Source organism: Rhodococcus opacus (assembly GCF_012396235.1).
In the GTDB taxonomy this organism is placed as follows: Bacteria; Actinomycetota; Actinomycetes; order Mycobacteriales; family Mycobacteriaceae; genus Rhodococcus_F; species Rhodococcus_F opacus.
On the sequence record NZ_JAAXPA010000014.1, the window covers coordinates 51,093 to 71,672 of the forward strand.

The following is a 20,580-nucleotide window of genomic DNA, read 5'->3' on the forward strand; positions in this document are numbered from 1 at the left end:
CCGGCGGTTAATAAGTACTCACGGGCGGCGGAGCCGCCTACAGCATGCAGGAAACGCAACCTTCGACCTCGGTACCCTCCAGAGCCATCTGACGCAGCCGGATGTAGTACAGCGTCTTGATGCCCTTGCGCCACGCGTAGATCTGCGCCTTGTTGATGTCGCGGGTGGTGGCGGTGTCCTTGAAGAACAGCGTCAGCGACAGCCCCTGGTCGACGTGCTGCGTCGCCGCGGCATAGGTGTCGACGATCTTCTCGTACCCGATCTCGTAGGCATCCTGGTAGTACTCCAGGTTGTCGTTGGTCAGGTAGGGCGCCGGGTAGTAGACGCGGCCGATCTTGCCTTCCTTGCGGATCTCGATCTTCGACGCCACCGGGTGGATGGAGCTGGTGGAGTAGTTGATGTACGAGATCGACCCCGTCGGCGGGACGGCCTGCAGGTTCTGGTTGTAGATGCCGTACTTCTGCACGGACGCCTTCAGCTCGCGCCAGTCGTCCTGCGTCGGGATGTGCACACCGGACTCGGCGAACAGCTGCCGCACCCGCTCCGTCTTCGGCTCCCACACCTGATCGGTGTACTTGTCGAAGTACTCGCCGGACGCGTACTTGGACTGCGGGAAGCCCTTGAAGTGGGTGCCCCGCTCGATGGCGATCCGGTTGGACGCCCGCACCGCGTGGAACACGACGGTGTAGAAGTAGATGTTCGTGAAGTCGATGCCCTCGTCGGAGCCGTAGAAGATCCGCTCACGGGCCAGGTACCCGTGCAGGTTCATCTGGCCGAGGCCGATGGCGTGGGAGTCGTTGTTGCCCTGCTCGATCGACGGCACCGAGTAGATGTGCGTCTGATCGGACACCGCGGTGAGGGCGCGGATCGACACCTCGATGGTGCGTGCGAAGTCGGGCGAGTCCATGGTCTTCGCGATGTTCAGCGAGCCGAGGTTGCAGGAGATGTCCTTGCCGACCTCGCTGTACGAGAGGTCGTCGTTGAACACTGACGGCGTCGAGACCTGCAGGATCTCCGAGCACAGGTTGGAGTGGGTGATCTTGCCCTCGATGGGGTTGGCCCGGTTCACCGTGTCCTCGAACATGATGTACGGGTAGCCCGACTCGAACTGCAGCTCGGCGATGGTCTGGAAGAACTCGCGCGCCTTGATCTTCGACTTGCGGATCCGCTTGTCGTCGACCATCTCGTAGTACTTCTCGGTGACGTTGACGTCCGCGAACGGGACACCGTAGATGCGCTCGACGTCGTACGGCGAGAACAGGTACATGTCCTCGTTCTTCTTCGCCAGCTCGAACGTGATGTCCGGGATGACCACACCCAGCGACAGCGTCTTGATGCGGATCTTCTCGTCGGCGTTCTCCCGCTTGGTGTCGAGGAAGCGGTAGATGTCCGGGTGGTGCGCGTGCAGGTACACCGCGCCTGCGCCCTGACGCGCGCCGAGCTGGTTGGCGTACGAGAAGGAGTCCTCGAGCAGCTTCATGATCGGGATGACACCGGAGCTCTGGTTCTCGATCTTCTTGATCGGGGCACCGTGCTCGCGAACATTGCTGAGCAGCAACGCAACTCCGCCGCCGCGCTTGGACAGCTGCAGCGCCGAGTTGATGGAGCGGCCGATGGACTCCATGTTGTCCTCGATGCGCAGCAGGAAGCAGGACACGGGCTCGCCGCGCTGCTTCTTGCCGGAGTTGAGGAACGTGGGGGTGGCGGGCTGGAACCGGCCGGCGATGATCTCGTCGACGAGCTTGGTCGCCAGTTCCTCGTCGCCGGCGGCGAGCGTGAGGGCGACCATGCAGACGCGGTCCTCGAATCGCTCCAGGTAACGCTTGCCGTCGAACGTCTTCAGCGTGTACGAGGTGTAGTACTTGAACGCGCCCAGGAACGTCGGGAAGCGGAACTTCTTCGAGTAGGCGTGATCGATCAGCGACTTCACGAACGCGCGCGAGTACTGGTCGAGGACCTCGGGCTCGTAGTAGTTCTCCTCCACGAGGTAGTCGAGTTTCTCGTCCAGGTTGTGGAAGAAGACGGTGTTCTGGTTGACGTGCTGCAGGAAGTACTGGCGAGCGGCGGCGACGTCCTTGTCGAACTGGATCTCACCGTTGGGGCCGTACAGGTTGAGCATTGCGTTGAGTGCGTGGTAATCGAGACCGTTCGTCGAGTCTCCACCGCGCGCGTCGCGCTCTACGCTCCCCGCGTCGATGGTGTCTGTGATGGTCGGCGCCACTTCTCGTGCTCCTCGTCGTCTAAGTGATCCCAGAATTCACCCAGACCGGCCCTGACCCGCTCGACGTCCTCGGCTGTGCCCATGAGTTCGAAGCGGTAGAGGTAGGGAACGTGGCATTTCTGAGAAATGATGTTTCCTGCAAAGCAATAGGACTCACCGAAATTGGTGTTTCCTGCCGCGATCACTGCTCGGATCAGCGACCTGTTGTGTGTGTTGTTGAGAAATCGGATGACCGGCTTCGGGACGTAACTGGTGTCGCGGCCCATGGCCGTCGTTCCCCCGCCATACGTGGGGACGATCAGCACGTAGGGTTCGCGAACCTCGAAGGTGCCCTCGCGGTCGTGAATGGGTATGCGCGTCGCAGGCAGCCCGAGCCGCTGGACGAATCGGTGCGTGTTCTCCGAGGCGCTGGAGAAGTACACCAGCGATGTCATCGGTTTCCACCATCCGGACTAGTACTACCGTTTACTGCCGCTCGGGAATCGGATCGAATTCCGCCTCGGGCGGTGCGATCGCCTCGCTTCAAGCAGCGTTTGCCGAGAGGGTCTTGATGCGGTCGGGGCGGAAGCCCGACCAGTGCTCGTCACCGGCCACGATCACGGGCGCCTGCAGGTATCCCAGTGCCATGACGTAGTCCCGGGCCTCGGGGTCTTCGGTGATGTCGACGACGGAGTATTCGATACCCGCCTTGTCGAGGGCCCGGTAGGTGGCATTGCACTGAACGCAAGCGGGCTTGGTGTAGACGGTGATGCTCATGAAGTCCCTCTTTCCACTGCCGAATGGAGCTGACGAAGTGTGTGTTCAGCGCACTGAGACTTCCCCTGATCGAGATGGCGGTGACCCCCGATGGAGATGCTCACCGAGTCGGTTCTCGTTGTGGTCTCTCAGTGCTCAAGACACTACACCTAGTGGCCGACAGAAACACTTAACCCGAGATGTTGTGAGTCACATTGATGAAATTCCCAGGTCGTCATCCCGCGGACCATAAATTTCGTGCTCGCTCCGGCGTGTCACACATCACATTTTCGGCGTGACGCGGAACACCCCTCGCATCGCGCTCGTGCACTGGAGGCTCCGGGAGCTTACGTCACCTCCGAGGACACGCCCGCATCCGCGGCGCAGGCCCCGGGAGAGCACCGTCCGGACCGGCCGCAGAGGACTCCGCCGGACCACGGCGGCGCCCTCCGAGCGGCGTACTCGTCACACCCGGAGGCGCCGCTTCCCGGCCGCCTGCGGCCGGGCACACCGGGGCGTCGCGTACGACGCGCCCCCCACGCTTGCCGACCGGTAACTGCCGGGCCGTCCCGCTACCGTGAGCGCATGTCCGACGACTCCCTGGACCACCTCGACTGGTCGGCACCCGTGGCGCGCACGCGGCGGGTGACGCCGAACATGCAGAGGATCACCCTCGCGGGCGGAGATCTCGGTCGATTCGAGTCCAGCGGAAGGCCGGACGAGCGCCTGCTCCTCGCCTTTCCGCCCGACGGCGAAGAGAAACGCAGCTACACCGTGCGTCGCTGGGACCCGGACGCACAGGAGATGGACATCGATTTCGCCGTCCATGCGGGCGGGACCGCAGCACACTGGGCCGCGGGCGCGCGCCCGGGCGAGACGCTCGGGTTCTCGACCGCCTCGGGGTGGTACGCGCCGCCCGCCGACACCGAGTGGCAGCTCCTCGTCGCCGACATGACGGCACTGCCCGCGGTGGGCCGGATCGTCGAGGAGCTACCCGGCTCGGCGCGGGTACACGTGATCGCGGAGGTCACCACCCCCGAGGACCGGCAGCAGTTCGCCACCGATGCCGCGCTGACCGTGACGTGGCTGGACGGGAGCGGAAACGGCGCCGGCGACAGTCTGCTCGCCGAGGCGGCCCGCGACTGGCCGCGACCGGATGCACCGGGATACGTGTGGTTCGCGGGCGAGGCAAGGGTGTCGCGGGCGGTGCGACGCTGGTTGCGCCACGACCTGCGCTGGCATGCGGACCGCTACGACGTCATCGGTTACTGGCGCGACAACAAGGAGGAGTGGGTCGCGCGGTACGAGACGGTGCGCGAACAGATAGAAGCCGCCAGGGACTCTGCCCTGGCGGCCGGTGAAGACTTCGACTCGGTGCGCGACGCCGTCGACGCAGCCCTGGATCGGACCGGGCTGTAGCGACGGCGGCGCCGCGCGCGAGCGGAATCGTCAGGCGTCGACGAGCTGCTTCGTGGCGTCGACGAGGCTGGCGACGACGTCGGCAACCTGCTGCGCGACCTCCGCGTTCTCGCGCGGGTGCCGGTCGCCGAACTTGTCGATCGTGCCGCCGATGGCGAGGGTGACGTCCTCGAGGACCTTGCCACCTGCGATGCGGACGGCCTTGCGGGTGTCCTCGTGCGCCCACTGGGCACCGTTGCCGCTGGGCGAGGCGCTGATGACGGCGACGGGCTTGTCCTTCACGGCACCGGTGCCGTACGGCCGGGAGATCCAGTCGATGGCGTTCTTGAGGACGGCGGGGATGGTGCCGTTGTACTCGGGCGTGAGGAGCAGGAGCGCGTCGGCCCGGCCGGCGGCGTCGCGCAGCGCCTCGACGGCGGGGATGGAACCGGCGACGTCGATGTCCTCGTTGTAGAAGGGGACGTCTCCGAGGCCGTCGAACACGGTCACCTCGGCACCCTCGGGCGCCACGGCGATCGCGGTCTCGGCGAGCTGACGGTTGACCGAGGCGGCGCGCAGGCTGCCGACGAGAACGAGAACGTTGGTCTGTGACATGTCAATAATCCTTCGATGGTGCGTAGGGCGACTCGTGAACATGTATAGCAACTAAACGGACCGCGGTCCACTTATGTTCCCGTCACGGTAGGATGCGAGGCGTGACCAGTCCCCTCCTGCCCCAGATCGGGGTCGATCCCCCCGAACGCGGAGACGCCGCACGCAATCGGCGTCTTCTGCTCGACGCGGCCGCGCTGCTGGTCGCGGAGCGCGGCGTCGACGCCGTCACGATGGACGCGGTCGCCTGCAAGGCCGGTGTGGGCAAGGGCACAGTGTTCCGCCGGTTCGGCAGCCGGTCGGGCCTCATGCACGCACTCCTCGACCACACCGAACGGGAACTCCAGCAGTCCTTCATGTTCGGTCCACCGCCGCTCGGTCCGGGCGCCGACCCGATCGACCGGCTGATCGCCTTCGGGCACGCCCGCATCGCGATCGTCGAGGTACAGGGTGAGGTCCAGCGCGCGGCCGAGAATTCCCTCGAGTTCCGTTTCGCCGCACCCGCCCGGGCGGTGTCCGTGCGCCACGTCGTGTCCCTGCTCCGCGCGGCCGGGGTGCACGGCGACCACGAACTGCTCGCCTGTTCCCTGCTCGCACCGCTCGAGGCCACGCTGGTACTGCACGAACTGCGCGACCTCGGGATGTCCGTGGAACGTCTCGGCGACGCGTGGGAGGACCTGATCCGGCGCGTCACCCGATGTTGATCCCGAATCCGGACAATTTGTCTAACCTCGGGGAATGCGCACCACCGCCACCGTTCTCGGCCTCCTGACGTTCGCCTCGCTCACCGCCTGCGACGGGGACGCGCAGACCACGCCGCCGGATCCCGCGGGCCGCACCTACATCTCCACCTCCGTCGAGGGCGATCCCATTCCCGGCGGTGGGCCGCTCGTGCTCGGCTTCACCGACCCCGGACGCCTCTCCGTCGAGGCCGGATGCAATCAGGGCAGCGCCGACGTCGACCTGTCCGGCGGGAAGATCGTGGCAGGTCCGCTCGCGATGACGCTGATGGCGTGTCCGGGAGAGGCCGCCGGCGCGGACGCCTGGGTGGCGGCGCTGCTCGACGCGCAGCCGAACTGGACCCTCGGCGGCGACACGCTCACCCTCACCACGCCCACCGGTTCGGTGACGCTGACGGACGAGAAGGTCGTCCGGCCGGATCGGCCCGTCGTCGGGACCACCTGGACGGTCACCGCGCTGATCAGCCCGGACGCGGTCACGACGACGGCGGCACTGGAGAGAACGGCACCCCAGTTGTTGATCGCCGGCGACGGTTCGGCGTCCGGCTTCACCGGCTGCAACCGCATGACCGGGACCGCGGACGTGCAGCAGAGTTCGATCTTGTTCAGCCCCTGGGCCACCACCCGGATGGCGTGCCCCCCGGACGTCTCGGAGGTCGAGCGTGCCGTACTCGCGGCGTTGACCGGGGAGACCGGTTACAGCGTCCATTCGGACTCGCTGCGGCTGGTCAACAGCGACGGAATCGGGCTGACACTGCGGGCGAGCTAGAGAGCCGCGAGCCAGCGCCCGAGTTCCCGGGCGCTCGCATCGATCCGGGCGGGCCAGTCCAGTGCCGAGTCGTCGGCCGTGTCGCTGACGTGCTTGACCAGCCGGCACCGGGCGCCGCCGCGAGCGCTGGCATAGGCGACCGCGAAACCCTCCATGTCGACGAGGTCGGCTCGGCGGGCGAGCACGTCGCGCACACCGGCGTCGGACACGAACAGGTCGCCGGTCGCGAGCACGGAGCCGTCACCGTCCGGCAGGGCGAGGAGATCGGCCACCTCGTGCCCGAGCGCCCGGATGGCGTCGCCACTGATGTCGTGGTTGAGCACGGTCGACGGCGTGAACAGGCCGCTGTGGTGCTCGTGCAACGCACCGGCGGTGCCGATGTTGACGACGAGCGGTTTGTCCGTTCGCGGGTAGTCGGCGAGTGCGGACGCCACGGCCACGGCGGCGCTCACCTTGCCGATCCCGGTGATCAGGACCTCGAACTCGGACGGGACGTGCACCGCCTCCGCCTTGGTCGCGCTGACCACCAGAACGCCCGATCTCCTCATGCGCGGAACCGTACCCTGCACTCGTCAGGGGCACTCGCTAGAGTTCTGTCATGGCGAATCTACGTGCGCAGATCCTCGAGGAACTCGGTGCCCAGCCCACCATCGATGCGGCTGACGAGATCCGCAAACGTGTTCAGTTCCTGAAGGACTACCTGCTGTCGACCCCGGCCAGGGGATTCGTCCTCGGCATCAGCGGCGGTCAGGACAGCACCCTCACCGGACGCCTCGCCCAGCTCGCGGCGAGCGAATTGCGCGACGAGGGCCACGACGCCGAGTTCGTCGCCGTGCGGCTGCCCTACGGCACCCAGGCCGACGAGTCCGACGCGCAGATCGCCCTCGACTTCATCAAGCCCGACCGGTCGGTGGTCGTCAACGTGAAGCCCGGCGCGGACGCCACCGCGAAGGAGTCGTCCGAGGCGCTGCGCGACATCATCGGCGACGGCGGCGAACTCCGCGACTTCGTCCGCGGAAACATCAAGGCCCGCGAACGCATGGTGATCCAGTACTCGATCGCCGGCCAGCTCGGATACCTCGTGGTCGGCACCGACCATGCCGCCGAGGCGATCACCGGCTTCTTCACCAAGTTCGGCGACGGCGGCGTGGACGTCACCCCGTTGACCGGGTTGTCCAAGCGTCAGGGCGCCGAACTCCTGCGCGAACTCGGCGCACCGGAGAGCACGTGGAAGAAGGTCCCCACCGCCGACCTCGAGGACGATCGCCCCGCCCTCCCCGACGAGGAAGCGCTCGGCGTCACGTACGCACAGATCGACGACTACCTCGAGGGCAAGGACGTGCCGGACGCCGTCGCCCAGAAGCTCGAGACCATGTTCCTGAATACCCGCCACAAGCGCACGGTCCCGGTGACCCCGCTCGACACGTGGTGGCGGTGACCCGATGGTCCAGGCGCTGGTCGCGGGCGGTACCGGCACTGCAGGCCGGCAGGTGGTCAAGGAGTTCCTCGCGCGTGGTCACTCCGTCCGGGTCCTGACCCGGCACGGCGGCGCGCCGGGCAGCGAGATCGCCCATTTCCACGGTGATCTCGTCACCGGTGACGGCCTCGCGGAGGCCCTCGACGGTGTCGACGTCGTGGTGGACACCACCGACGGCAAGACCCGCGGAACCCGGGCCGTGCTCGAGAAGGGGGCCGAGAACCTCCTCGCCACCGCGGACGGCGCGGGAGTCGGACGCGCCGTCCTGCTCTCCATCGTCAACGTCGACCGAAGCGAATTCCCTTACTACCGGGCGAAGCGGAAGCAGGAACGGGTCTACGAGAGTGCCGCGATGGAGACGTCGATCGTCCGGGCGACCCAGTTCCACGACTTCATTCCCATGATCGCGAAGCCGGCGAGCCGGACCGGGTTGATCCCCGCCTTCTCCAAGACGAGCTTCCAGACCATCGACACCAGAGACGTCGCGACCGCGCTGGTCGACGCCGCCCTGGCCGCCGAACCGGCGCCGGAGGAGCCGATCACGATCGGTGGCCCGGAGGTTCGCACCGCCCGCGATCTGACGGCGGCGTGGAAGAAGGCCACCGGGACGCACGGGTTCGTCGTGAACGTGCCTCTTCCCGGCGCGATGGGTCAGTTCTTTCGGGACGAGTCGAACCTGGTGCCCGACAATCGGTTCGGAACGATCACGTTCGACCGGTGGCTGGCCGACTCCGTGAACGCGGCCCGCTAGCCGCCGGCGAACGGCGGCAGCACGTCCACCTGCGTGCCGGCGGTGCGGGTCAGATCGCGCGTCAGCTCGGAGTCCACCAGGAAGGCGGAGACTGACAGCACCTGCTGCATGTCGGGACCGTACTTGGCGAGGAGAAGTGCCTTCACCTGGCCGAGATCCGCGCCGGCCGGAAGGTCGAGCGTTTCCTTGGTGCAGCCCGCCGCGTCGGCGGCGGCCGCGAAGTACCGCACCGAAATGCCCGTCACGTCATCCACCGATTGCTCCCATGCTGCGTTGCGGCGGCGCGAAGCCGTCCGCGTTGATTCCGTGGCCCGCCCACTTGTTCCACATCGCGCCGCGCCACAACTGCGCCAGCTCCTCGTCGCCCGCACCCGACCGCAGGGCCGCCCGCAGGTCGATCTCCTGGTCACTGAACAGGCACGACCGTACCGTTCCCTCGGCCGTGAGGCGGGTGCGGTCGCAGTCGGAGCAGAACGAGCGGGTGACGGACGCGATGATCCCGACCGTGGCCGGTCCGCCGTCGACGAGCCACTCCTCGGCGGGCGCCGACGGATCTTCCCTCCCGTGTTCGGTGAGGGTGAACCGCTCGCCGAGGACGGCCAGCAACCGGTCGGCGGCGACCATGTTCTCGCGTGCCCACTCGTGATCGGCGTCGAGCGGCATCTCCTCGATGAACCGCAGTGCAACGCCCTCGCTCAGGCACCACTCCAGGAGATCGGCCGCTCCACTGAGCGTTTCGGGCATCAGCACCGCATTGATCTTCAGCGGCGCCAGCCCGGCTCGGGCGGCGGCGCGGATACCGGCGATCACCGACGGCAGCCGGTCGCGCCGCGTCAGTCTCGCGAAGTGCTCACGATCGACCGAGTCGAGGGAGACGTTGACCCGCGTCAGTCCGGCCCGGGCGAGCCCGGCCGCGCGGTGTTCGAGACCTACCGCGTTGGTGGTCATCGCGAGCGGGATCCCCGGCGCGCGCTCGGCGCACCCGGCGATCATCTGCTCGAGATCCACGCGCATCAGCGGCTCGCCCCCGGTGAACCGCACCTCGCGCACACCGAGCCGGTGGACGGCGATGTCGACGAGCCGGACGATCTCGTCCGCGGTGAGGAGGTTCTCCGCCGGGATGGCGGGCAGGCCTTCCTCGGGCATGCAATACGTGCAGCGCAGCGAGCACTTCTCGGTGATGGACACCCGCAGGTCACGCGCGACCCGGCCGAACCGGTCGACCAGCTGGTCGACGTCCGGCCTGCCCGCAAGCGAGACCGACGACCGGACGGTCGGGATTCCCATCGCCACCGCCGTCATCGAGTTGCCTTTCGCTGCATCTGTCCAGTATGCCGCGAGGGGGTGACCGTTGTCCGGCGCGGTGCCCTCGTCGCCGTCTCGGAGGGATGCCTAGGATTGGTGACCATGGCCGGAGGAACATCGTGACCGCACGCTCTGTGGAGCAGCACACCCAGCACGTCGCCGAACTCCTCGCGACGCTCCATGAGCGCCCGGCCGAGGAGATTCCGCTCGGCGAGGCACTCGGGCGCGCCCTCGCCGCCGACGTCCACTCCCCCGTCGACCTGCCGTTGTTCCGGAATTCGCAGATGGACGGGTACGCGATCGACGCCGCATCCGTCACGTCGGTGCCGGCTGTGCTGCCGGTGCTGGGCGTGATCGCCGCGGGACCGGCCGGCGCCACCACCCACACTCCCGGGACCGCCTACCGGATCATGACCGGGGCCCCGATCCCCGACGGCGCCGACGCCGTCGTCCCGGTGGAGGACACGGAGGCCACGGACGGACAGGTCCGCATCGAACGCTCGCGCGCCGCGGGCGAATTCGTGCGCGAGCGCGGCAGCGACGTCCGGGAGGGCACGCTCCTGCTGCCCGCAGGCAGTGTTCTCGCCGCCCGGCACATCGCCGTCCTCGCCGCCGTCGGCCTGCAGCGCGTCCCGGTGCGTCCGCGCCCCCGCGTCGCCGTGATCACCACGGGGGCCGAACTGGTGGACGCCGGGACCACACTGCACCCCGGCGAGATCTACGACTCCAACGGCATCGCCCTCGCGTCGAGCGCCAGGGCCAATGGCGCCGAGGTCGTCTCGATCACCCGCAGCGGCGACGACCCCGCCGAGTTCCGGACCCTGCTCGCGGAGGCGACCACCACCGCCGATCTCGTCCTCACCTCCGGCGGGGTGTCGATGGGCGACTTCGAGGTGGTCAAGGAGACGCTCTCACCGCTCGGCGCACAGTTCGGTCACGTCGCGATGCAACCGGGCGGCCCGCAGGGCACCGCCGTCGTGGACGGCACGCCCGTCCTCAACTTTCCCGGGAACCCGGTGAGCACGCTCGTCTCGTTCGAGGTGTTCGCGCGTCCCGAGATCCGGCGCGCGGCCGGGCTCCCCGCGACGGAACCCGAGGAACTGCCGCTCGCCGCGGCCGTCACCTCCATTCCCGGCAAGCGGCAGTTCCTCCGCGCACGCCGCACCGATGCCGGAGTCGAACTCGTGTCCGGCCCCGGTTCCCATCTCGTCGCCGCGATGGCATGGGCGGACGTCCTCGTCGACGTTCCCGCCGACGTCACCGCGCTCGACGCCGGCCAACTCGTGAAGGTGATACCCCTATGAGCGACCTGACGCACCTCGACAGTGAGGGCCGCGCCCGCATGGTCGATGTGAGCGCGAAAGCGGACACGACCCGAATCGCGGTGGCCGCGGGGCAATTGGTCACCACACCCGCGGTGATCGAACTGGTCCGGGCCGACGATCTACCCAAGGCGGACGTTCTCGCGACGGCCAGGATCGCCGGGATCTCGGGGGCGAAGAAGACGTCCGAGCTGATTCCGTTGTGCCATCAGCTCGCGCTGTCCTCGGTGAAGCTGGAGTTCGGTTTCACCGACGATGCCATCACGATCGAGGCCACCGCGAAGACGAAGGGCCCGACGGGTGTCGAGATGGAGGCCCTCACCGCCGTGGCGGTGGCCGGATTGACGTTGCACGACATGGTGAAAGCCGTCGACCCTGCCGCGACACTGGACGGTGTCCGGTTGCTCACCAAGGACGGCGGCAAACGCGGACACTGGACGCGTGAGCAGCAGAGCACCGGAATCCCCACGGTGACATCGCGATCCGCGGCCGTTCTGGTCGCCTCGACCGGCGGCGCGAAGGGCACTCGGGAAGACACGACCGGCCCGGTGATCGCCGCATGGCTCGAGGACCGTGGCTTCACCACCCGGGGTCCGCTGGTCTACGCGGACGCCGACATCGCGGCCGGCCTCGCCGACGCACTGTCCGGCAATCCGGCGCTGATCATCAGCACCGGCGGCACCGGCGTCTCCCCTACGGATGCGACCCCGGAGGCCACCCGCGCGGTGCTCGACCGCGAACTGCCCGGTGTGGCCGACGCCATCCGGAATCGCGGGACGGAGGTCACCCCGCACGCCTCGCTGAGCCGCGGACTCGCGGGTGTGGCGAACGGCACAGTCGTGGTGAATCTCCCCGGTTCGCCGGGCGGCGTCAAGGACGGATTGTCCGTCCTCGACCCCATCGTCGACCATCTCCTCGCTCAGGTCGCCGGCGGAGGTGCGCACGATGCCTGACATCCTCGCCCAGATCTCGGATCAACCCCTCGATCCCGCCGTCGTCGACGCCGCCGTGGCCGGGCCCGAGCACGGCGCCGTCGTGGTGTTCACCGGAGTCGTGCGCAATCACGATGGCGGACAATCCGTTTCGGACCTCGAATACCAGTCGCACCCGGACGCCGAACGCTTCCTCCGTACCGTCTGCGAGGAGGTCGCGGCGTCCACCGGACTGCCCGTGGCGGCCATCCACCGGGTCGGATCCCTCACCGTCGGCGACCTCGCGGTGGTCGCCGCAGTCGCCGCACCACACCGCGCCGAGGCGTTCGCCGCGTGCGCCGAACTGGTGGAGCGCATCAAGCACGAGGTACCCATCTGGAAGCGGCAGAAATTCGCCGACGGGGCCTCGGAATGGGTCGGTTTGTGACTCCTCGGTCGGACCGTTCGGCTGCCACCGGGTAGAGTGGCGATCACTAGGTGACCACGACGGTCATCCAGCGTCGTAGAACGCATTCAGTTCGGTCACCCGAATCCTGTTGGATGTGCACCACCGCATCCGCTCTTCTTACGGCGAAGAAGCTTGCCGACCGGCAACGCCGCCAACCTGTGCTCGAGCTCCGACGGAGACCTTCCGTATCGGCCCTCCGGGCACAACCCTGTGCCCGAAAGGCCTGACCACTTGTCTGATACACATACTCCCGACACGACGTTCGCCGCGCTCGGTGTCCGTGAACCACTGGTGAAAGCACTCGCCGACAAGGGGATCACCTCCCCGTTCCCCATCCAGGTCGACACCCTCCCCGACACGCTGTCGGGCCGCGACGTGCTCGGCCGGGGCAAGACGGGCAGCGGTAAGACGCTGGCCTTCTCCATCCCGATGGTGTCCCGCCTCGCGGGTGAACTGTCGGGCGGAAAGCGGCGCCCGGGCCGCCCGGTGGGCCTGATCCTGGCCCCCACCCGCGAGCTCGCCACGCAGATCACCGCAACCCTCGAGCCCCTCGCAGCCGCCTACGACCTGCGGGTCACCACGATCTTCGGTGGTGTCTCCCAGAACCGTCAGGTGAGCGCTCTCAAGGCCGGCGTCGACATCGTCGTCGCGTGCCCCGGACGGCTCGAAGACCTGATGAAGCAGAAGTTCGTGAGCCTCGACGCCGTCGAGATCACCGTGCTCGACGAGGCCGATCACATGGCCGACCTCGGCTTCCTGCCCGTCGTCACCCGCATCCTCACCGCGACTCCCCAGCAGGGGCAGCGGCTGCTGTTCTCCGCCACCCTGGACAACGGCGTCGACAAGCTGGTGAAGCGGTTCCTGAAGAACGAGGTCCTGCACTCGGTCGACGAGGCGAACTCGCCTGTCGCGGCCATGACGCACCACGTGTTCGACGTCGACGGCGTCGAAGCCAAGCGCAAGCTGGTCGAGCGGCTGGCGTCCGGAACCGGACGCCGGATCCTGTTCATGCGCACCAAGCACCAGGCCCGCAAGCTGGCCCGTCAGCTCACCGAGGCGGGAATCCCCTCGGTCGACCTGCACGGCAACCTGTCGCAGGCGGCCCGTGACCGCAACCTCGCGTCGTTCTCCGCCGGTGAGGCACGCGTGCTGGTGGCCACCGACGTCGCCGCGCGCGGCGTCCACGTCGACGACGTGCAGTTGGTCGTCCACGTCGATCCGCCCGCCGAGCACAAGGCATACCTGCACCGTTCCGGTCGCACCGCACGCGCGGGCAGCGCCGGCGACGTCGTGACGGTTGTGCTGCCCGAGCAGCGGAAGGACCTCGCCGTGCTCATGCGCAAGGCCGCGATCAAGGTGACCCCCGTCCGCAGCACCGCGGAGTCCGCACACGTGCTCGACCTGGTCGGCGACATCGCACCGCACGTCGCTCCCGCCCCCAAGGCGGCACCGGCGTCGAACGGCGGCGGACGCAATCAGCGACCGGGCGGCGCCCAGGGTGGACGCGGCCAGGGCGGTCGCGCACACGGTCAGGGCGGCGGCGCACGTCGCTCCCGCTCGGGTGCGGCCGGACGCCCGCGCGCCGCTGCGTCCACGGGCGGCGGCACCCGCACGGCGTCCGCCGGTGGCTCACGCCGCCGTCAGGGCTAGAACTTCTCGAGGTGGACGGCGTCGGCCAGTGGCCGGCGCCCCCGCCACCCGAAGCGCTCGAGGTCCGGCACCTGCTGGAACTCGGCAACCTTCCCCACGCACAGCCAGGCGATGGGGCGCACCGGGTCGGGGATTCCCAGCAATTCGGTGAGATAGGGCTCGTCGTAGAACGACACCCAGCCGACGCCGACGTTCTCGGCGGCCGCGGCGAGCCACAGATTCTGGATCGCGAGCACGGCGGAGAACAGACCGGTGTCGTCGACCGTGTGCCTGCCGAGGATGTGTTCGCCGCCGCGGCTCCGGTCGTAGGTGACGACGACGCCCATACCGCTCTCGCAGATCCCTTCGATCTTGATGGGATCGAACGTCTTCTTCCGGTCTTCGGGCAGCGAGTCCGCGAAACGCCGCCGCGCGCCCGCCACGTGGTCGGCGAACGTGGTCAGCGTCTCGGTGTCGCGCACGACGACGAAATCCCAGGGCTGAGTGTTGCCGACGCTGGGGGCGCAGTGCGCCGCGCCCAGGATGCGGTCGAGCACGTCGGCCGCGATCGGCTCCCCGGTGAATTCGGCCCGCACGTCACGGCGACGACGGATCGCGTCGTACACGGACAGCGCGGGCTCGGGATTCGTTTCAGGACTACACACAGACTCGGTCACGCGGTCACGGTATAGCGGTGCACGCCCAGCATCGCGCCGGGGTCCGCCTCTTCTCCCTCCGCCACGACACAGTCCGCGAGCCGGGTCCGCACCTGCTCGGCCTCGATGTCGGCGCCGATGAGCACCAGCTGGGTCGCCCGCTCCTCGCCGGATTCCCAGCGCGTCGACGTGAATCTGATGTGCGGACCGACCGTCTGCACCTCGAACTTCCGCGACTGCCCGGGCACCGCAAAGTGCACGAATCCCTTGATCCGGTAGATCCCGACCGGTCGCTTCTCGAGGAACTCGACGAGCCGCCGCGGATCGATCGGGTCGTCCGAGGCGAAATCGACTGCCTCGTAGGACGAGTGGAGGTGATCGTGGTCCTCGCAGTGGTCGTGCTGGTCCAGCAGGAGCTGGTCGAGGGTGAGTTGCTCCCCCGCCGCCGGTTCACGCCCGGGTTCCCGGTCGAACAACAGGGTGGGCTCGATCCGGCCGTGGTCGGTGGTCAGGACGGGCGCGCGGTCGTTGTAGTCGCGGACCATCGCCTGCACGGCGGCGCGCCGGCCGTCGTCGATGCGGTCCGTCTTGTTCAGGATCACGAGGTCGGCGAGTGTGACGTGCTTGCCGAGGTCCGGGTGCTGCGCCGACATGTCCTCGAACTGCTCACCGTCCACCATCACGACCAGACCGCCGTACACGACGTGCGGGTTGGTGCTGCCGAGAACGAGCCGAATCATGTTGCGCGGCTCGGCAAGTCCGCTCGCCTCGACGATGATCACGTCGATCTGCGACGTGGGATGCGCCAGGCGGTCCAGCATCTCGTCCATGTCGCTGACGTCCACGGCGCAGCACATGCAGCCGTTGCTCAGCGACACCATGGAATCGACCTGACCGGCCACCATCATCGAATCGATGTTCACGGCGCCGAAGTCGTTGACGATGACGCCGACCCGGACCCCGCGGTTGTTGCGCAGCACGTGGTTGAGCAGGGTGGTCTTTCCCGAACCGAGGAATCCGGCGACGATGACGACGGGAATCCGCTTCTTCGCCAACGCTGCGACCTCCGTGGGACCTCGACGATCTACCGGGCGCCCATCCTAGCGCCCCACCCCCGCGGAGAGGATCGCCGCGTCGACGACGGCAGCGGGCGCCATCGGCAGCGCATGATGCGTGGCTCCGGGAATCGTCGTGACCGTGGCTGACGGGAGCAACCGGCGAACGTTCGCCGCCACCCTCCCCGGATCGTGCGCCCGGCTCGCCCCGGCCAGCACCACCGACGTGTGGGCGGTCAGCCGCGCCAGCGCGTCCCGCTTCGGGCGTGGGGGCACCACGAGCGTGGTGCGGCCGAAGGCGGCCGTCCCGAGCGCGGTGACGCCGAGCCACCGGGGGTCGACTCCGGCGCCTGCGGTCTCCCAGCCGATCAGGCTCCGCTGCCGCTTCTCCGTCGGCCTGATCAGCACCGGCACCGCACGGAGCAGGTATCTCGGGCTCGTGCCCGCAAAGCAGGACGTCGGGTCGAGCAGCACCAGGCTGTCGACGCGACGGGAACCGTGCAGCGCGTAGGCGAGGGCGATCATGGCGCCGTACGAATGGCCGACCACTGCGGACGCGTTCACCTCGAGATGGTCGAGCACGGCGTCCAGCCACTCGAACAGGTTCAAGGCCGTGCGCAGCGGTGCACCGTCGTTCACGCTGCGCCCCACGTCGCCCATGACGTCCACCGCGAGCACCCGGTGACTGCGGGCGAGCGCCGCGACGTTCGCGATCCACACGGTCGACGTCGCCCCGCCTCCGGGAAGCAGGAGAAGCGGCGCCCCCGACGCGGGTCCGCACACGTTGACCCGGGTGGACCCGAACGGTGTGGGGACGTCGACGGGGGTGACGTTCACCGGCCAGTCGTCCAGCAGCGCGTCGTAGGCGGCAACGAAGTCGTCGACTGCCGACATCAGCCCTCCTCGAATTACCTCGATGATCGAGATACTAGACAATCGAATGAAAAGTCGCAGTAGATTGCAGGGCGTGAACCCGGACGACGGCGCACAGACCGTGCACCGGCTGCGCGCACTCGCAGTCGAGCTGAACCTGCTCGGTGCCGAATTCGCGCAACTGCACGGACTGCACACCACCGATCTGCGCGCCCTGATCTGCATCCTCGACGCCAACCGGGCGGGCCTCGCCGCCACACCCGGATGGCTCGGAGGTCAGCTCGGCATCAACTCCGCCTCGGTCACCGCCCTCCTCGACCGCATGGAAAAATCCGGCCTGATCCGGCGCGACCGGGACGCCGACGACCGTCGGAGGTCGCTGCTCGCCGTCACACCCCGCGCCGTCGATCTCGGCCAGACGTTCTTCGGACCACTCATCGACCGGACAGCCTCCGTCCTCCGCGACTTCGACGCTGTCGAAAGAGCCACCATTTCACGGTTTCTCGACGGTGCGAACCGAGCGGTCGCCGTCGAACGCCAGGCCGGCGCTCAGCGGACGGACGGCGACGGGTCGAGGTCGCGGACACGACGCGCGGGCGACCCCGCGTAGAGCCCGTTCGGCTCGCAGTCGCGGGTGACCACCGTGCCCGCCCCGATGACACATCCGTCCCCCACCGTCACTCCGGGGAGGATGATCGCGCCTGCGCCGATCCAGCATCCGTCGCCGACCACGATCGGGCGGTCGACCACCCGCCCGCCCCGGCCGGAGCTCGGACCGATCTCGTGCGTGCTCGTGATGAATTGGGCCCGGTGCCCAACAGCGACCTGCCTGCCGAGCGTGATGGGCGCGGTGCCGTCGAACAGCACTCCGCGGTTGACGAACGTCCCCAGCCCCATCGTGACGTCCTTGCCGCCGAAGTGGCAGCCGGAACAGATGCCGGCCCCCCACACTTTCGCGCCTGCCGCCATCAGCAGGAGAACCCGCAGCCACACGGGGACGAACGCGGAGGCCTGGACGATGGTGACGAACCGCATCCCGTCACCCTATCCCCAAGCATCAGGTCCACTACCGGACGTTGCTCGTCGTTAACTGCGACACCGCCCGAAGATCCGAGGCGCGGCGTACTATGTGGGCGCCATCGAAGATGCCCGAGGGGGGACAGTGAGACAACTGGATAGCGACGGATTCGCTGCACTGATGGAGTCCATCCCCCACGCGATCAGCGTTCACGACCGGGAACGAAACCTCGTGTTCAGCAACCCCGCCTGTGCGGCCCTGATCGGCTACGACACCGAAGAATTCGCAGACCTCGAGCACGAGCAGCTGTTCCACCCCGACGACGCCGAACTGTGGGGAACCATGCTCGCCCGGGTCCTGGGCACGGAAAGCACCAGCGCGACAGCACATCTGCGAATCCGCCACCGGGAAGGCCACTGGATCTGGGTGCGCGTCGCGGCGTCCACGTTCACGGCAGGCACCGAGAGGTTGGTCGCCCTCGTGCTCCAGGACGAATCCGACACGATCTGGGGCAACCCCACGGCCGCGAGGCAACCGATCCGATAGCCGCGCGCTCACCGACCGTCGCCGGACGCCGCGCCACTGCACGGCGGAGTCCGGACGGTCGCGCCGCACCGCCGACAGAAATGGGTGCGGTGCCCACCGTTGTTCGACGTCGCGCACCCACACACCTCCCACCCCACCAGGCACGTGTTGGCGGCCAGCGTGTGCCCGTTCGGACAGCGCCCCGGCGCGGTTTCGGTTCTGGCGGCCACACGTCGAATCTACCCGGTTATCGAACATATGTACGAGTTCGACCTCGAGTACCGTCGCTGCGCTGGTCGGTCACATGTAGTTACCGGGCGAACCGTCCTCCTGCCCGTCCTCCCGCTCCACCAGGAACCAGCTCCCGGGGGCGTAGATCAGCTCCCGGGCGGCACGGACGATGACGAGCGCCCCGGACTCGTGGATGCTGTAGCTGTCGTCGTCGCCGAAGTCGGTGACGGCGAACTCCGCCAATTGGTCGAATGATCGATGCGTCACAGTGAATGTCATGACGCCAGTGTCCCACCGGGACAAGGGGAGGAATGAGGAAAGCCTCTCACCCGCATTGTCTGCGGATGAGAGGCTTCTCTCGAACGTGGAGCTAAGGGGACTCGAACCCCTGACCCCCACACTGCCAGTGTGGTGCGCTACCAGCTGCGCCATAGCCCCGTATTCGGTTGTTCTCCGCACTCGGAATGACTTCCTCCGTGCTCGAAGAAAGTTACACCATTGCCGACCGGGCCAACAAATCGCCTGGTCAGAGGCGCTTCGCGCCCGTGCGCCTTTCTGGTTGTTCCAGCTACCAAAAAGGCGCACGGGTGGCGGAGCCGCCTACAGCTGCGACACCCAGTTCTCGTTGGAGAGTGCATCGATCACGGTGCCGTCCTTGACCACGGCAGGGGTGCCGGTAGCGCCGCTCGCGGCGAGGGCCTGACGGCCCGCCTCGGCGTGCGTACGGGCCTGCTCGACCTTCGCGCCGGTGGTGATGCACTGGACGGCCTCGTCGGACGCTCCGGCGTCGCCGGCGATCTGCGCGAGCTCCTCGTTGGTGTGATCGGAGCTGCCGTTCTCCTTCGGCTGGTTCGACGGGGAGAACAGCGCCGCGTGGAACGCCGAATACGCCACGGCGTCACCGGTTTCTGCGACGCACTCGGATGCCGCGACGGCGCGGGTGGAGTAGTCACCGCTGGCCGAGAGCTGGTCGAGGAAGTTCAGGACGTGATACCGGACGGCCACCTTGCCGTCGTCGATGGCCTGCGCGAGTTCCTGGCCGTTCTTGTTCTCGAGCTCGGCGCAGTACGGGCACATGGGATCTTCGAACAGGTCGACCGTGGTGGCCGCGTCGGGGCGGCCGAGAAGTACGACACCGTCGTCCTGCAGCGCCACCTGGACCTCGGAGTTCTGGACCCCGCCGTAACCGTCGTTGCGCGGCTTGCTGCGGTTGCTCTGCCAGATCACACCACCGATGACCAGTACGGCGATGACCAGTACCGCGAGCCCACCGAGAATGTAGGTGGACCGGCTGGATTCCGGCTGCGGGTTGTACTTGTTCTTCGAGCTCACGTGGATGCAGTCCTTCGACGTCGGATCGATTTACCGAATGCTTACTCTGCCACCGCCTGCTGAGGGGTCACTGAGAATGTGGCGCTGGAGCCGAGCCCCAGCGCGAACAGGGAACGGGGGAACACGATCAGCCACACGGCCAGTGCGAGGAAGCCCACATCCCGGAGGATCTCCTTGGTGTAGTCCCAGCCGTTCACGTCGGCCGCACCACCGCCGCCGAAGCATCCGCAGTCGATGGACAGCCCGCGGGCCCACACCGAGACGATCACGGCGATGAGCACGAGCAGGAGCGCGGCGGACACCGCGGCCGTGGCGCGGACGGCGAGCCCGATCAGCAGGAGCAGCCCGAGCGCGATCTCGAGGAACGGCAACGTGTTGGCGACGGGCCGGACGAGGTCCTCGGGAAGCAGTTGGTAGGCGCGGACCGCGATGATCGTCTGGGCGGGGTCGGCGACTTTGAGTGCGCCGGAGACCAGCCAGACGGCAGCGAGAGACAGCCGGGCGAGAAGGGAGACGACCTTGATCCACACTCGAACGAGCGTACCGAAGGC

General features: G+C 67.9%; 25 protein-coding genes and 1 tRNA gene. 11 read left to right on the forward strand and 15 right to left on the reverse strand.

What is annotated here, in order from left to right; translation table 11 throughout:
• Positions 1 to 37: 37 nt before the first annotated feature.
• From nrdE to HGB39_RS19680, 3 genes are all read right to left on the reverse strand, one after another.
• Entirely contained in the window at positions 38 to 2,221 is a 2,184-nt protein-coding gene (gene nrdE / locus HGB39_RS19670; protein WP_064080140.1) for a class 1b ribonucleoside-diphosphate reductase subunit alpha, read from the reverse strand.
• Positions 2,179 to 2,655, reverse strand: a complete 477-nt coding sequence (gene nrdI / locus HGB39_RS19675) for a class Ib ribonucleoside-diphosphate reductase assembly flavoprotein NrdI (protein WP_005259574.1) — start codon at positions 2,653 to 2,655, stop codon at positions 2,179 to 2,181. The genes nrdE and nrdI overlap by 43 nt, the downstream gene beginning before the upstream one ends.
• A gap of 88 nt (positions 2,656 to 2,743) precedes the next feature.
• Complete coding sequence (locus tag HGB39_RS19680) at positions 2,744 to 2,977, reverse strand: redoxin NrdH (RefSeq protein ID WP_005240286.1); 234 nt, start codon at positions 2,975 to 2,977, stop codon at positions 2,744 to 2,746.
• A 564-nt stretch (positions 2,978 to 3,541) separates the two neighbouring features.
• On the opposite strand from HGB39_RS19680, the gene HGB39_RS19685 reads away from it, so the two are divergent.
• Entirely contained in the window at positions 3,542 to 4,375 is an 834-nt protein-coding gene (locus HGB39_RS19685; RefSeq protein ID WP_005566356.1) for a siderophore-interacting protein, read from the forward strand.
• Between the two features lie 30 nt (positions 4,376 to 4,405).
• Here the strand turns inward: HGB39_RS19685 and HGB39_RS19690 are convergent, their stop codons facing one another.
• The gene (locus HGB39_RS19690) at positions 4,406 to 4,969 is read right to left on the reverse strand and encodes an NAD(P)H-dependent oxidoreductase (protein ID WP_005240282.1); all 564 of its coding nucleotides are present in this window, start codon (positions 4,967 to 4,969) and stop codon (positions 4,406 to 4,408) included.
• Positions 4,970 to 5,070: 101 nt separating this feature from the next.
• Between HGB39_RS19690 and HGB39_RS19695 the strand changes: the two genes are divergently transcribed.
• Together HGB39_RS19695 and HGB39_RS19700 are read left to right on the forward strand one after the other, a co-directional pair.
• Positions 5,071 to 5,670, forward strand: coding sequence for a TetR/AcrR family transcriptional regulator (locus tag HGB39_RS19695; protein WP_005240279.1), 600 nt, complete (start codon positions 5,071 to 5,073; stop codon positions 5,668 to 5,670).
• A gap of 34 nt (positions 5,671 to 5,704) precedes the next feature.
• Positions 5,705 to 6,475: an META domain-containing protein gene (locus HGB39_RS19700; RefSeq protein ID WP_005566359.1), complete on the forward strand. Its 771-nt coding sequence runs from the start codon at positions 5,705 to 5,707 to the stop codon at positions 6,473 to 6,475.
• On the opposite strand, the gene HGB39_RS19705 is transcribed toward HGB39_RS19700, so the two are convergent.
• The gene (locus HGB39_RS19705) at positions 6,472 to 7,023 is read right to left on the reverse strand and encodes a nucleosidase (RefSeq protein ID WP_043789679.1); all 552 of its coding nucleotides are present in this window, start codon (positions 7,021 to 7,023) and stop codon (positions 6,472 to 6,474) included. The genes HGB39_RS19700 and HGB39_RS19705 overlap by 4 nt on opposite strands.
• Before the next feature lie 50 nt (positions 7,024 to 7,073).
• Between HGB39_RS19705 and nadE the strand changes: the two genes are divergently transcribed.
• Together nadE and HGB39_RS19715 are read left to right on the forward strand one after the other, a co-directional pair.
• A complete protein-coding gene (gene nadE, locus HGB39_RS19710) occupies positions 7,074 to 7,913 on the forward strand; it encodes an NAD(+) synthase (protein WP_005566362.1) in 840 nt (279 codons plus the stop codon).
• A gap of 4 nt (positions 7,914 to 7,917) precedes the next feature.
• Positions 7,918 to 8,703, forward strand: a complete 786-nt coding sequence (locus HGB39_RS19715) for an SDR family oxidoreductase (RefSeq protein ID WP_005566364.1) — start codon at positions 7,918 to 7,920, stop codon at positions 8,701 to 8,703.
• Here the strand turns inward: HGB39_RS19715 and HGB39_RS19720 are convergent.
• Together HGB39_RS19720 and moaA are read right to left on the reverse strand one after the other, a co-directional pair.
• Positions 8,700 to 8,957, reverse strand: a complete 258-nt coding sequence (locus HGB39_RS19720; RefSeq protein ID WP_005566366.1) for a MoaD/ThiS family protein — start codon at positions 8,955 to 8,957, stop codon at positions 8,700 to 8,702. The two genes, HGB39_RS19715 and HGB39_RS19720, sit on opposite strands and share 4 nt — an antisense overlap.
• Positions 8,950 to 10,005, reverse strand: coding sequence for a GTP 3',8-cyclase MoaA (moaA, locus tag HGB39_RS19725; RefSeq protein WP_005259589.1), 1,056 nt, complete (start codon positions 10,003 to 10,005; stop codon positions 8,950 to 8,952). The genes HGB39_RS19720 and moaA overlap by 8 nt, the downstream gene beginning before the upstream one ends.
• Before the next feature lie 122 nt (positions 10,006 to 10,127).
• On the opposite strand from moaA, the gene HGB39_RS19730 reads away from it, so the two are divergent.
• From HGB39_RS19730 to HGB39_RS19745, 4 genes are all read left to right on the forward strand, one after another.
• Positions 10,128 to 11,312, forward strand: coding sequence for a molybdopterin molybdotransferase MoeA (locus tag HGB39_RS19730; RefSeq protein WP_037204668.1), 1,185 nt, complete (start codon positions 10,128 to 10,130; stop codon positions 11,310 to 11,312).
• A complete protein-coding gene (gene moaCB, locus HGB39_RS19735; protein ID WP_005566368.1) occupies positions 11,309 to 12,283 on the forward strand; it encodes a bifunctional molybdenum cofactor biosynthesis protein MoaC/MoaB in 975 nt (324 codons plus the stop codon). The genes HGB39_RS19730 and moaCB overlap by 4 nt, the downstream gene beginning before the upstream one ends.
• On the forward strand, positions 12,276 to 12,689 hold the full coding sequence (locus HGB39_RS19740; RefSeq protein ID WP_025432319.1) for a molybdenum cofactor biosynthesis protein MoaE: 414 nt from the start codon (positions 12,276 to 12,278) through the stop codon (positions 12,687 to 12,689). The genes moaCB and HGB39_RS19740 overlap by 8 nt, the downstream gene beginning before the upstream one ends.
• Before the next feature lie 252 nt (positions 12,690 to 12,941).
• Complete coding sequence (locus HGB39_RS19745) at positions 12,942 to 14,360, forward strand: DEAD/DEAH box helicase (protein ID WP_169693573.1); 1,419 nt, start codon at positions 12,942 to 12,944, stop codon at positions 14,358 to 14,360.
• On the opposite strand, the gene bluB is transcribed toward HGB39_RS19745, so the two are convergent.
• From bluB to HGB39_RS19760, 3 genes are read right to left on the reverse strand one after another with little or no spacing between them, the layout of a single operon-like run.
• Complete coding sequence (gene bluB, locus HGB39_RS19750) at positions 14,357 to 15,016, reverse strand: 5,6-dimethylbenzimidazole synthase (RefSeq protein WP_052023966.1); 660 nt, start codon at positions 15,014 to 15,016, stop codon at positions 14,357 to 14,359. The genes HGB39_RS19745 and bluB overlap by 4 nt on opposite strands.
• Entirely contained in the window at positions 15,013 to 16,050 is a 1,038-nt protein-coding gene (locus HGB39_RS19755) for a CobW family GTP-binding protein (protein ID WP_005259600.1), read from the reverse strand. Before HGB39_RS19755 ends, bluB begins: the two co-directional genes overlap by 4 nt.
• 45 nt (positions 16,051 to 16,095) lie before the next feature.
• Positions 16,096 to 16,944, reverse strand: a complete 849-nt coding sequence (locus tag HGB39_RS19760) for an alpha/beta fold hydrolase (protein ID WP_054247805.1) — start codon at positions 16,942 to 16,944, stop codon at positions 16,096 to 16,098.
• Between the two features lie 64 nt (positions 16,945 to 17,008).
• Between HGB39_RS19760 and HGB39_RS19765 the strand changes: the two genes are divergently transcribed.
• On the forward strand, positions 17,009 to 17,533 hold the full coding sequence (locus HGB39_RS19765; protein WP_005572223.1) for a MarR family winged helix-turn-helix transcriptional regulator: 525 nt from the start codon (positions 17,009 to 17,011) through the stop codon (positions 17,531 to 17,533).
• Here the strand turns inward: HGB39_RS19765 and HGB39_RS19770 are convergent.
• Positions 17,473 to 17,958 (reverse strand): acyltransferase, encoded by a 486-nt coding sequence (locus tag HGB39_RS19770; RefSeq protein ID WP_005572221.1) that lies wholly within the window; start codon positions 17,956 to 17,958, stop codon positions 17,473 to 17,475. The genes HGB39_RS19765 and HGB39_RS19770 overlap by 61 nt on opposite strands.
• A 127-nt stretch (positions 17,959 to 18,085) precedes the next feature.
• Between HGB39_RS19770 and HGB39_RS19775 the strand changes: the two genes are divergently transcribed.
• Complete coding sequence (locus HGB39_RS19775; protein WP_005572219.1) at positions 18,086 to 18,487, forward strand: PAS domain S-box protein; 402 nt, start codon at positions 18,086 to 18,088, stop codon at positions 18,485 to 18,487.
• A gap of 279 nt (positions 18,488 to 18,766) precedes the next feature.
• On the opposite strand, the gene HGB39_RS19780 is transcribed toward HGB39_RS19775, so the two are convergent.
• The 4 genes from HGB39_RS19780 to HGB39_RS19795 form a co-directional block, all read right to left on the reverse strand.
• Complete coding sequence (locus HGB39_RS19780) at positions 18,767 to 18,976, reverse strand: hypothetical protein (protein ID WP_011598322.1); 210 nt, start codon at positions 18,974 to 18,976, stop codon at positions 18,767 to 18,769.
• A gap of 86 nt (positions 18,977 to 19,062) precedes the next feature.
• Positions 19,063 to 19,135: transfer RNA gene (locus tag HGB39_RS19785), tRNA-Ala, on the reverse strand.
• Positions 19,136 to 19,297: 162 nt separating this feature from the next.
• Entirely contained in the window at positions 19,298 to 20,029 is a 732-nt protein-coding gene (locus HGB39_RS19790; protein ID WP_005572218.1) for a DsbA family protein, read from the reverse strand.
• A gap of 41 nt (positions 20,030 to 20,070) precedes the next feature.
• On the reverse strand, positions 20,071 to 20,559 hold the full coding sequence (locus HGB39_RS19795) for a MauE/DoxX family redox-associated membrane protein (protein WP_005259608.1): 489 nt from the start codon (positions 20,557 to 20,559) through the stop codon (positions 20,071 to 20,073).
• Positions 20,560 to 20,580: the final 21 nt, after the last annotated feature.